The sequence below is a fragment of the Micromonospora lupini genome, assembly GCF_026342015.1.
Taxonomy (GTDB): domain Bacteria; phylum Actinomycetota; class Actinomycetes; order Mycobacteriales; family Micromonosporaceae; genus Micromonospora; species Micromonospora lupini_B.
The window spans coordinates 1,376,989-1,388,504 of record NZ_JAPENL010000001.1 but is presented as its reverse complement, the minus strand read 5'-3'; the positions used below and the strand labels follow the sequence as shown (position 1 = coordinate 1,388,504).

The 11,516-nt window shown below is 71.4% G+C and carries 10 protein-coding genes; 5 read left to right on the top strand and 5 right to left on the bottom strand.

The window, feature by feature from the left end:
• Positions 1-35: 35 nt before the first annotated feature.
• Both OOJ91_RS06400 and OOJ91_RS06395 read right to left on the bottom strand, forming a co-directional pair.
• Positions 36-1,646 carry a ricin-type beta-trefoil lectin domain protein gene (locus tag OOJ91_RS06400; RefSeq protein WP_266243522.1) on the bottom strand — a complete coding sequence of 537 codons (1,611 nt, stop codon included), beginning with the start codon at positions 1,644-1,646 and terminating at the stop codon, positions 36-38.
• 121 nt (positions 1,647-1,767) lie between these two features.
• Entirely contained in the window at positions 1,768-2,601 is an 834-nt protein-coding gene (locus OOJ91_RS06395) for a helix-turn-helix transcriptional regulator (protein WP_266243521.1), read from the bottom strand.
• A 344-nt stretch (positions 2,602-2,945) separates the two neighbouring features.
• Here OOJ91_RS06395 and OOJ91_RS06390 point away from each other — a divergent pair, with 344 nt between their 5' ends.
• Positions 2,946-4,529, top strand: a complete 1,584-nt coding sequence (locus tag OOJ91_RS06390) for a DHA2 family efflux MFS transporter permease subunit (RefSeq protein WP_266243520.1) — start codon at positions 2,946-2,948, stop codon at positions 4,527-4,529.
• Between the two features lie 65 nt (positions 4,530-4,594).
• Here the strand turns inward: OOJ91_RS06390 and OOJ91_RS06385 are convergent, their stop codons facing one another.
• The 3 genes from OOJ91_RS06385 to OOJ91_RS06375 all read right to left on the bottom strand — a co-directional run bounded on the left by OOJ91_RS06385 (position 4,595) and on the right by OOJ91_RS06375 (position 7,084).
• On the bottom strand, positions 4,595-5,047 hold the full coding sequence (locus OOJ91_RS06385) for a DUF5709 domain-containing protein (RefSeq protein WP_266243519.1): 453 nt from the start codon (positions 5,045-5,047) through the stop codon (positions 4,595-4,597).
• A 114-nt stretch (positions 5,048-5,161) separates the two neighbouring features.
• Positions 5,162-6,046, bottom strand: coding sequence for an alpha/beta fold hydrolase (locus OOJ91_RS06380; RefSeq protein WP_266243518.1), 885 nt, complete (start codon positions 6,044-6,046; stop codon positions 5,162-5,164).
• Positions 6,047-6,160: 114 nt separating this feature from the next.
• On the bottom strand, positions 6,161-7,084 hold the full coding sequence (locus tag OOJ91_RS06375) for an RNA polymerase sigma factor (RefSeq protein WP_266243516.1): 924 nt from the start codon (positions 7,082-7,084) through the stop codon (positions 6,161-6,163).
• Positions 7,085-7,201: 117 nt separating this feature from the next.
• Here OOJ91_RS06375 and OOJ91_RS06370 point away from each other — a divergent pair, with 117 nt between their 5' ends.
• The 4 genes from OOJ91_RS06370 to OOJ91_RS06355 all read left to right on the top strand — a co-directional run bounded on the left by OOJ91_RS06370 (position 7,202) and on the right by OOJ91_RS06355 (position 11,427).
• Positions 7,202-7,945, top strand: a complete 744-nt coding sequence (locus tag OOJ91_RS06370) for a YqjF family protein (RefSeq protein WP_266243513.1) — start codon at positions 7,202-7,204, stop codon at positions 7,943-7,945.
• 243 nt (positions 7,946-8,188) lie between these two features.
• Entirely contained in the window at positions 8,189-8,791 is a 603-nt protein-coding gene (locus OOJ91_RS06365; RefSeq protein ID WP_266243511.1) for a dihydrofolate reductase family protein, read from the top strand.
• 233 nt (positions 8,792-9,024) lie between these two features.
• The gene (locus OOJ91_RS06360; RefSeq protein WP_266243509.1) at positions 9,025-9,891 is read left to right on the top strand and encodes a hypothetical protein; all 867 of its coding nucleotides are present in this window, start codon (positions 9,025-9,027) and stop codon (positions 9,889-9,891) included.
• Positions 9,892-10,011: 120 nt separating this feature from the next.
• A complete protein-coding gene (locus OOJ91_RS06355) occupies positions 10,012-11,427 on the top strand; it encodes a cellulase family glycosylhydrolase (protein WP_266243507.1) in 1,416 nt (471 codons plus the stop codon).
• Positions 11,428-11,516 lie beyond the last annotated feature (89 nt).

The following is an 11,516-nucleotide window of genomic DNA, read 5'->3' as shown; positions in this document are numbered from 1 at the left end:
GCGACCCGCGCAGGCGGGTCGCCGGGCCGGCGCGGTCAGTTGGGGTTGCTGGCGTGGGTAAGCGTCTCCCAGGCGACGAAGAGGTTGTTGGTGCCGGCGGGTCGCTGTTGCAGCGTGAGGGTCTGCGTGTTTGTCATGACGTTGCCCAGGCGGTTGGCCATCGCGTTGAAGCCGACCTCCGTGATCGGGCCGATGCCCCGGGTGAGGGTGCCGCCGCAGAGCCAGGACGGTGCCGCCTCGCCGAGCTGGTAGCGCGAGTGGAACCCGAGCGCCTGCCGCAGCCGCTCACCGACCTGCGGGTACAGGTCGCGGCCCTGGATGCGGGAGGTCTCCGCGACGTGCGAGATGGCGGAGATCCCGTACCCGGTGTGGACGAAGTCCCGGCAGGTCTCCTGCGCGAGGCCGGCGACGAATGTGGACTGGCCCTGCCAGTAGCCGATGATCTCCGAGCTGGTGTCCAGGCCGCTGCCGGGCACCGTGTACGGCAGCGCGCCGTCGCTGGGCAGGTAGATGAAGGCGCGGGCGCGGTTGAGGAAGCGGGTGACAGCCGCGTCGTAGGCGGTGCGGTCCTCCAGGAAGACGGCGATGCCGACAGCGGCCTCCATCATGGTCAGTTCCCAGTTGCCGTTGCTGTTCGAGCCGTTGCGGACCACCGGGAGGTAGACGTTGCGCAGCATGGTGGCGAACCGGTTGGCGTTGGGCCAGCTCCCGTAGGTGTACTTGATGATCTCGGCGGCCCGGGGCCAGGTCGAGGCCGCCCAGCCGGTCTGCAGCGGCCCGTTGCTGCCGGTGTGCGAGGTGATCGTCGCGGACCAGGCGTCCATGATCTGGATCGCCTTCTGGGCGTACCGGGAGTCACCTGTCAGGTACCAGGCGAGCGCGTCGGTGTACGCCGCGATGGCGTCCTCGCGCTCGTCGGTGCAGCCGTTGTTCGGGTTGGAGTAGGAGCCGCACTCGACGACGGCACGGGGTGCCGGGGTGCGCGACAGCGAGGCGTACCTGCTGCTCATCATCTGGCTGTACGCCGCCGCCCACGGCTGGGCGCCGGCCTGCACCCGTCCCCGGACGAAGTCGAGCTGGCCGCTGCTGACCAGCACCCCGGGGTGGGTGAAGCCGTTCGAGGGCGGGGGAGTGGTGCCACCGCTGGGCAGGGTCCAGAGCTGGTTGGCGCTTCCGGTGCAGCTCCAGATCTGCAACGGTGTGCCGTCGGCCGAGCTGGGGCCTGTCGCGTCGAGGCACTTGCCCGAGGTCGGGTTGACCACCTGCCCGGCGCTCGACGACCACTGCTGCGCGCCGGTGCCGTTGCAGTCGTAGATCTGCACGCGGGCGCCGTTTGTGGTGCTGGCGGCGGCGATGTCGAGGCACCTGCCCAGGGCCCGGATGGTGCCGTCGTCGCCCACCGTCCACTGCTGGGCGGTGGAGCCGTTGCAGGCGTAGAGCTGCACCGGGGTGGAGTTGGCCGGGTTCGCGGCGGCCACGTCGACGCACTTGCCGCCGTACCCCGTGATGGCGCCGGTGGCGGCGGCCGTCGCGGCGGAGGCGCCGACGAACAGGCCGGTCGGCACGGCGAGCAGGGCCGCGGCGAGCGTGGCGGTCAACCTGATGAGGGGGCGGCGGGGCGTGGGCCCGGCCAATCGTCGCGCCATGTGGGGGTCCTTCCGGGCGGCGAAGACAACTGTAAAGTGTGTTAATCATTACAGTCGCACCCATCAATATCAATGTCTTCGCCGCCGCGGATGCGCTCACGAGTGCTGGCGCCCCGCGCGGTCAGACGACCTGGCCGCCGATGACGGAGAGCAGCCGCAGCTTCTCGTCACTCTCCGAGCCGGGCACGGCGGTGAAGACCAGCAGCGTCTGGGACTCGTCGGGGTCGACAAGGGTCTGGCAGTGCAACTCAAGCGGCCCCACCTCCGGATGCAGGAAGTGCTTCGGCGGGCAGTAACCGCCGGGCACCGGGTGCTCCTGCCACAGGCGGACGAACTCCGGGCTGCGGGCCAGCAGGTCGTCGACGAGCGTCGCCGCCCGCGAGCCCCGGCCGTCCCGGGTGTACGACGCGTGCAGGTGCGCCACGAGGAGTCGACTCTGCGTCTCGTGGTCCTCGGCGGGGTGCCGCTGTCGCGCTGCCGGGTCGGTGAACCAGCGGTAGTGCGCGCTGCGCGCCAGCCCGGTGTGCCGGGTCTCGTCGCCGAGCAGCGCGATGGCCGGCCCGGTCTGCGCCAGGGTCTCGCCGAGGTGGTTCACCACCTGGGCGGGGGTGTCGTGCATCCGGTCGAGGATGCGCATCATGCCGGGGTTGACGTGATCGGCCCGGACAGCGCGGTGCGGGACGGCCTGACCGGCGAGCTGGAAGAGGTGGTCCCGCTCAGCCAGGGAGAGTCGCAGGCCACGGGCCAGCGCGGCGAGCATCTGCTCAGACGGGTGCGGCCCTCGCTGCTGCTCCAACCGGCTGTAGTAGTCGGTGGACATACCGCTCAACGCGGCGACCTCCTCGCGTCGCAACCCACCGGTGCGTCGACGAGGCCCCCGGGGCAGACCGACATCCTCGGGTTGCAGCGCCTCGCGTCGGGTGCGGAGGAAGCTGGCGAGTTGGGCGCGGTTCACGGTGACTCCTCTTTCCACCCGCAGGTGGATCGGCACATCGAATGCAACAGACGGCCCCGGCCGCGATGTTCCGGGGCCCCTCGCCGGAGCGTGGCGGCGACCGACACGGACGCGCATGTGCCGAGTCGGTCCGTCGGCTGATCGACACCCCGACGACCGGTTCCCATCGGTTGGCCGATCGGTTCCGCCACGCGGTCGTCACGAAATCCGGCGGCAGACCGTCACAGTCCACGGATAGTCTGCCTCCGCGCGTCGTCGCTCCGGCACGTCGCGTCCCGCGCCTGGTCGGCGCGGCATACGCCACCGCCCACCATCCGCCGGATCAACCGACCTCAGGAGAGTTAGTGACACAGCAATCCGTCGCGACATCGGACAAGCTCGACGCCGCGGTGCTCAAGGTGGCGGGTGTCGTCGTCCTTGGCGCGATCATGTCGATCCTCGACGTGACGGTGGTCAGCGTCGCGCTGCCCACGTTCCAGACCGAGTTCGACGCGTCCTACGCCCGCGTGGCCTGGACGATGACGGGCTACACGCTCGCCCTGGCCACGGTGATCCCGCTCAGCGGATGGGCTGCCGACCGGTTCGGCACCAAGCGCCTCTACATGGTGGCCCTCGCCCTGTTCACGATCGGGTCCGGGCTCTGCGCCACCGCCGACTCGATCGGCGAGCTGATCGGCTACCGCGTTCTGCAGGGCCTCGGTGGCGGCATGCTCATGCCGCTGGGCATGACGATCATGACCCGGGCGGCGGGGCCGCACCGGATCGGCCGGCTGATGGCCGTCCTCGGCGTCCCGATGCTGCTCGGCCCGATCGGCGGCCCGATCCTCGGCGGCTGGCTGATCGACACGGCGAGCTGGCACTGGATCTTCCTGATCAACCTGCCCATCGGTGTCGTCGCCCTGATCTACGCGCAGATGGCGCTTCCGAAGGACGCCCCCGAGCCGTCGGAGTCCTTCGACTTCCTCGGCATGCTGATGCTCTCCCCGGGTCTCGCGCTCTTCCTCTACGGCGTCTCGTCGCTGCCGGAGGCGGGCACCTTCTCCGCGGCCAAGGTGTGGGTCCCGATGCTTGTCGGCGGGGTCCTGGTGGTCGCGTTCGTGCTCTACTCGTTCAAGCCCCGGCACCCGCTGCTCGACCTGCGGCTGTTCCGTAATCGCAGCCTGACCATCGCCTCGGTGACGCTGTTCGTGTTCATCATCGCGTTCATGGGCGCCGGCCTGCTGTTCCCGAGCTACTTCCTGCAGGTGCGCGGCGAGACCACGCTGGTCGCCGGTCTGCTCATGGCGCCCCAGGGTATCGGCGCGGTGATCACCATGCCGATCGCCGGCATTCTGGCCGACCGGGTGCCGATCGGTCGTACCGTTCCGTTCGCGCTGGCGCTGATCGTCGTCGGATTCTTCGGATTCACCCAGGTCGACCCGCAGACCTCGTACTGGCTGCTGGAGGGCTCGCTGTTCGTGATGGGCCTGGGCATGGGCGGCACGATGATGCCGATCATGACGTCGGCGCTGCGGACGTTGCAGGCGCAGGAGGTGGCGCGCGGCTCGACACTCGTCAACATCCTCCAGCAGATCGGCGGCTCGGTCGGTGCAGCCGTGATGTCGGTGATCCTCACCAACGAGCTGAACGGCTCCCGGTTGATCCCTGGCGCGGTGGACCCGAGCGGCAAGCCGATCAGCGAGGCCGGGCTGGCCATCGCCGCCCAGCAGCGGCCGGAGATCCTCCAGCAGATGTCGGTGGACCCGTCGATCATCGAGCGTGGCCTCGACTTCGCCGCGAGGTCGTTCGCCCACACGTTCTGGGTGGCGTTCGCGCTGGTAGTGGCCACGTTCATCCCGGCCGCCCTGCTGCCACGCCGACGCACGCCCGCGCAGCCGCTCGGCGACGAGCAGGCCGACCTGCCCAAGACGCCAGTCGTCATCCACTGACCGACGCGCTCGACCACCCGCCGCGCTCGACGCCCCTCGTGGTGTCGAGCGCGGCGGTGCGCTTGTCAGCGCAGGGGACCGTCACCGGGCCCGTCGGGGTCCTCGACCACGTGGACCGCCGCCTCCTCGGCGCTTGCGGCGCCCGCGTCGATCCCGGCGTCCCACGCCACCGACTCTGCCTCGTCGTCCTCGCGGACGCCCTCGTCGAACTCGACGAGACGGCCCGCGCGCGCCTCGGTCTCGTACCCTCGGCGGGTCAGCTCGTCCTCGTCGTCGCCGCCCTCGGCGTACGGGTCGACGTCCGGCTCCTCCTGGGCGAGGTACTGATCCAACGACTCGCCCGCCCGCTCCTCGGCGGGGGTGGTGCCGAACCGGTTCGCCGCCGTCCAGTGGTCCGCGGCGATGATGCCGGTGTCGAGGGGGTCGCCGACGCGGTCGTCGTCGAGGGTGTCGGAGGCGTCCAGCACACCGTCGTCCTCGGCCACGTTCCACTCGTCGACGGAATCCGTCTGGCTCACGGCTGTTTCTCCTTCGTCACGGCGCAGCGAAGTGCCAAGCCTAAGACCGTGCAACGCCGCCGGCCCCCGAGGCCTGCCCGTTGTGACGAATGGACCTCGGGGGCGGCGCGATCGTCACCGCTTCAGCAGCTCCACGACGGCCTCGGTGAACTGCGTCGGCTGCTCGATGTGCGCGAAGTGCCCGCTGTCCGCCAGCACCACCAGGCGCGAGTCCTTGAGGCCCGCGTGCAACTCCTCGGCGTAGCGGGGGCCGCAGATGAAGTCGTACGCCCCCACGATCACCACGGCCGGCGCGGTGATCTCGCCGAGCCGGTCGCGCACGTCGAAGGGCGTCGGATCCTGCGCGCCGGCCGGCGCCGCCCAGGCCCGCAGGCCCGCCTGCAACGGGGCGAACTCGGCCTGCCGGGACCAGAAGTCCGCGAAGTACACCGGCAGCGCGGCGCTCAGGCCGGCCGTCAACGTCTCGTCGTCGGTGGCGGACAGCGCCTGCCCGAGGGCGGCCGGGATCGCCGCCGCCTCCGGCCGGTCCGGGTGCCGCTGCGGGTACGCGGCGAGGTTGGCCATCGCCTCGGCCCAGAAGTCGGCGCCGGTGACGGGTGACGTGTCGTACAGGGCGAGGCCGGCGACCCGGTCCGGGTGGTCCAGGGCGTACCGCTGGATGACGAAGCCGCCGTACGAGTGGCCGAGGAGGTACACCCGCGGCTCGCCGAGGTGCGCGACGACGGCGTCGAGGAACCGGACATACGTGACGAGGCGGTAGTCGTCGGCATTGTCGAGTCGCCCCGACGCGCCCGTGCCCACCGGCTCGACGTACACCATCGTGAAGTGCTCCTCGAGGCCCGGCGCCCGCAGGTAGGCCCACTCGATGCCGGGGCCGCCGGAGTGCGCCACGCACACCGGGCCGGAGCCGGCGACGTGGTAGACCTGCCGGACGCCAGCAACTGTGAGGGTGTGCGTGCCCGGTGCGAGGGCGTCGACGTCGTGGCCTGTGGAACCCATGAACAATCTCCCGATTCGTGACCCGCGCGGCGGGGTGTCCGCCGCGTGGCTGGTGACTGACACGAGCCAGATGCACGGGTCGAGGAGAAAGTTCGCTCGGTCGGCGACGTTTTCTCAGAGCGGCGCCGCGACGGGGTGGAAGAGGGTGAATCGGCGCACCCGCCCCTCGTGCAGCTGCTGCAACCACAGCGCCGCCGGCGGGCAGTGCTCCGGATCGTCCGGAGGGCTGATCAGGTCGGTCTCCCAGATCAGCACGTCGCCGCTGGCGACCACGTTGCGCAGCCGCTGGCGTATCCCTGCCTCCAGGTCGCTTGTCATGCCGCGGATCGCCAGGTCGGGGCCACCGCGTAGCCCGCCCGGCACCACCATCTCGGCGTCCGACCACCAGCTCTCCCGCACGACCCGGTCGAAGTCGCCGCGCATCGCCGTGTCGATCATGTCGCGGCCCTCGCGCCAGCGGGCGTCCCCGGCCGCGCGGACGTCGGCGTGCGCGGTGGTCGCCGCCGTCCGCAGGCCACCGGCGAGGGCCCGGCGGGCGTGGCTGAGGCGGCTGCGGACGGTGCCGACCGGCACGCCGCACACGGCCGCGATCTGCTCGTACGACGAGGCGTCGCTGAAGTAGCGCAGCAGGGTGACCAGCCGGTCGGGCTCGGACAGCTCCCCGAGGGCGTGCCACACCCAGTCGCGCATCGCGACCCGGTCCAGGGCCTCCTCGGGGGTGGGGCTGGTGGCGGGCTTGCCGAACCAGTCCGGCTCGGCGACCGGGACGGGGCGCGGCCCGCGCAGGGCCATCCGCGCGTTGTTGCGGACGATCGTCTTCAGCCAGGGGCCGACGGCGGCCGGATCGCGGACCTCGCCGATGCGCCGCAGCGCCGTCACCAGGGCGTCCTGCACCGCGTCCTCGGCGTCCGGTCCGTAGCCGAGCATGCTCAGCGCGACGGCCCGCATCCCGGCCTCGTGGCGGGCCAGCAGCACGCCGAGCGCGCCCGCGTCGCCCGACCGCGCGAGTGCCACCAGCTCCGCGTCACCCTGCGTCACGCTCAGTTCCTCCCGAAGGGTGGCATTAGAGACATTTTCGGTATCGCGATCAAGGGTACGGCGGTCGGTCTGCCGCCACACCGGCCAGTCGGGGTGAGCGGGGGCACGATGAGAGGTGTGGACATCGAACCGGTCGACCATGCGCCCCGGCAGGCGTTCCCCTGGGCGATCCTGCGCCAGCGCTGGGAGGACCTCACCTTCCTGCACTGGGCCGTCGACCCCGAGATCGTCGCGCCGCTGCTTCCCGCCGGCACCCGTCCGGATTTGATCGACGGCGTGAGCTTCGTCGGCCTGATCGGCTTCCGCATGGTCGGGTTGGGCTTCGGCCGTGGTCCCGGTGTGCCGTACTTCGGCACCTTCGCCGAGACGAACGTCCGGCTCTACTCGGTCGACGACACCGGCCGACGGGCCGTCGTGTTCCGCTCGCTCGACGCGTCCCGCCTGGTGCCGGTGCTGGTGGCGCGGGCGACGCTGCGTCTGCCGTACCTCTGGTCGTGGATGCGGTTGGACCGCGACGGCGACCGACTCACCTACCGGTGCCGGCGTCGCTGGCCCGGCCCGGCGGGTACGACGAGCCGGATGGCGGTCCGGGTGGGGGAGCCGATCGCCGATCCCACGCCCCTGGAACACTTCCTCACCGCCCGGTGGGGGCTGCACACCCGGGCGTGGGGGCGCACGCTGCACCTGCCTAACTGGCATCCCCGCTGGCCGCTGCACCGGGCCGAGCTGCTGCACCTGGACGACGAACTGGTCGCCGCCGCCGGGCTGCCGGCGCCTGTCGGACCGCCGGTCAGCGTGCTCCACTCGCCAGGCGTCGGGGTCCGGTTCGGCGCACCGGTGACGGCCCGAGGGCCCGGCTGAGCGCAAGTCCTCGCCGCCGTCGCCGCCCAGATCCCTTGAACAGTCGTCACCGCACGAGAGTGCGACCACCTCCACCAGGACAGTGCAGCTCGACCGGGGGTGACCGGTGGCGGTCCGAACGTGGCCGGAAAAAGTTCGGCGGACGTGTCGAGGACGGCAGCGCCTGCTTCGACCTCGGGGTGAGGGCCGGGCACGACCGGCCCCACCGGCAGGCTGACACCGCACACACCAAGGAGTGGACCGATGACGAAGGTGACGACCGGGGCGACGATGTCGTTGGACGGCTACATCGCGAACGCCTCCCACGGCGGCTTCGAGCACCTCTTCCAGTGGTACGGCAGCGGCGACGTCGAGACACCGACGGCCAACCCCGAGATGACGTTCCGGACGTCCGCCGCGAGCGCCACGCACCTGCGGGACCTCAACGAGCGCACCGGCGCGCTTGTCGTCGGCCGGCGGCTGTTCGACATGACGAGTGGGTGGGGCGGCCGGCACCCGATGGACGTGCCCGTCGTGGTCGTCACGCACACCGTGCCGGAGGGCTGGGAGCCGGAGAGCGACTCCTTCGTCTTCGTCACCGACGGTATCGCCAGCGCCATCGACCGTGCGAAGGCGCTCGCCGGTGACAAGGAGGTCGGCGTGAACGGTGGCACCATCGCGGCCCAGGTCGCCGAGGCCGGCCTGCTCGACGAGGTGCACGTCGACCTCGTCCCGGTCGTGCTCGGGGCCGGCATACCGTTCTTCGCCGGCCTGACGATCGCGCCACTGCAGCTCGACGGCCCCTTCCGTGTCGTCGAGGGCGACGGCGTCACGCACCTGGCCTACCGCGTACGCCCGGCGGCCTGACGCGTCCGGGGCCGGCCCGCACGGGCCGGCCCCCGGCCCCTCGGCCGCACGCGTCGGCTTCTGGATCCGCCGGATGGCGCAGGGGACCGTCATCCACCGCGTCGATGCCGAGCTGCGCCGCTGCATCGTCATCGCCACCCGGTGAGACGGCCCGAAGGCGGCCCTAGAATCGATTGACCTCACTGCCTTCGGTGGTGCGGGCTGGGGGGCTACCGGGAAAGGCGGTGCGGGACATGGGACCAGACGAGCGGCGACGGTTGTTCGAGCAGGCGCGGGAGCGCGCGACGCGACAGGACACCCGGGCGGAGGCCGACCGGCTGTGGGCCCGGGTGATCGAGGCGTACCGGGAGGCCGTGCGGGGTCCGGGTCGGGTGGCCCTGCAGGACCAGCAGCAGTTGGCCCGGGCGCTGTGGCGGCACGGCATGCTGCTGTCGGCGCTCGGCAGGGCCGCCGACGGGATGGCTCCCGGCGGTGAGGCGGTGGTCGTCTTCGAGCGGGTGTACGACGCCGTGGCGGCCGAGGGTGGCAACGTGGCGGTCGCGCCCCGAGACGACGCCCTCGCCGAGCTGATCACCGCACTTGTGGACCTGGCCGAGGTCTCGTTCGCCGCCGGTCAGCCCGCCACGCGGCGGGACCTGCTGGAACGGGCCGTGACAGTGGGCCTGACCTCCGCCGGGTCTCCGCCGTCCGCCGGGCCCCGGACCCGGGAGGCGATGGGCACGGCCTACCACAACCAGGCGACGGCGCTGCTGCACCGGCACCTCACCCGGCCGTCGTCGGGGGACGGCGCCCAGGAGGCGGCGCTGGCGGCGTCGCGGGCCTGCGAGCTGCGGCAGGGGCTGCTCGACCTGGCACGTCCGCTGACCTTCTGGGAGATGGCCAACACCTACGGGGTGTACGCCCAGTGCCTGATCCTGATCGGCGACCTCGACCGGGCGGCCGTGGTGCTGGCGATGGGCAACCGCTTCGTGGGGACGCTGGGCCCGGCCGCCGAGGAGCCCGCCCAGAAGCTGCGGGTCGCGGCCGAGATGCTGGCCCGGGAGAAGGGCGGGTCGGGCGGCGCGGCCGGCTCGCGTCGTTGGGGCTGGCGGCGGGGGTGACCTGCCGATCGGCGGGCCTCCGACCGTCCCGGCTTGCATGACATCGTCGTCGATCGATACTGTGCGTGCAGGCGCCGCCCCCGCCGCAGACCACCACAGTCGATCCGAAGCGGGTTCCGCATGCGCACACTGAGACTTGTCACGTCGCTGGCCGTCGCCGGCCTGCTCGCCGGGGCGGTGGCGATCATTGCCACGCCGGCCAGCGCGGCAACTGCCGTGTTCTCCGTGACGAACAGCTGGGGCAGTGGCTATCAGGGCCAGGTCACGGTCACCAACGACACCTCCGCGCCGATCAGCGGTTGGCGGGTCGAGTTCGACCTGCCGGCCGGGTCGACCATCAGCCAGTCGTGGAACGCCCAGCAGGTGACCTCGGGCAACCACCACACCTTCAGCAACGTGTCGTGGAACGGCACCCTCGGCGCCGGTGCGTCGACGTCGTTCGGCTTCCTCGTCAACGGCTCCGGCACTCCGGTGAACTGCACAGTCAACGGCGCCAGCGTGTCCTGCACAGGCGGCACGCCGCCCACGACCCCACCGCCCACGACCCCACCGCCGACCACTCCGCCCCCCACCACTCCGCCGCCCACGACTCCGCCCCCGACGACCCCGCCCCCCACCACTCCGCCGCCGACGACAGGCACGCCCGTGCAGCGGTACGGGCAACTGCGGGTCTGCGGCACGACGATGTGCGACAGGTCCGGTGCGCGGGTGCAGTTGCGCGGCGTCAGCAGCATGTGGCTCAACTGGGAAACCGCTCCCTACGCCGAGAATCTGTCTGCGCTGACCTGGATGCGCGACAACTGGAACCTCCAGGTGATCCGCGCGGCGATGGGCGTGGAGCCGGCCGGGGCGTACCTCAGCGATCCGGGTAGGGCGCGGGCGCAGGTGGAGACGATCATCAACAACGCGGTCACCGCCGGGGTGTACGTGATCGTCGACTGGCACGCGCACGAGGCGCAGAACAACCAGTCCCAGGCGGTGGCGTTCTTCGGCGACCTGGCACGCCGCTACGGTCACCTGCCCAACGTCATCTGGGAGACGTGGAACGAGCCGTTGCAGTTCAGCTGGACCGGCGTCATCAAGCCGTACCACCAGGCTGTCGTGTCCGCGATCCGCGCCGCCGACCCGGACAACATCGTCGTGCTCGGGACGCCGACCTGGTCGCAGGACGTGGACGCCGCGGCGGCAAGCCCGGTCTCCGGCACCAACCTCATGTACACGCTGCACTTCTACTCGTGCACACACGGCGCGTCACTGCGGGCCAAGGGCGACGCGGCGATCCGGGCCGGCCTGGCGCTGTTCGTCACCGAGTGGGGCGCCAGCAACGCCGACGGCGGGCTCGACGGTCGGGCCTGTCTGTCGGAGGCGCAGTCCTGGATCGACTGGATGAAGGCCAACGGGATCTCCTGGACGGCCTGGAAGCTCGACGTCGGCACCGACACCACAAACCTGCTCAACCCCGGTGCGCCGGTGACCGGCGGGTGGAACAACTACCTGCACGGCCACGCGCCGTTCGTGGTCGCCAACATGCGATAACCCGGCCCCGCCCGTTTGATCAACTCCAGATCGCCGATGTCGGGGTGTCTCGCTGGCCCGGACACCCCGACATCGCCGATTTCGTGTCG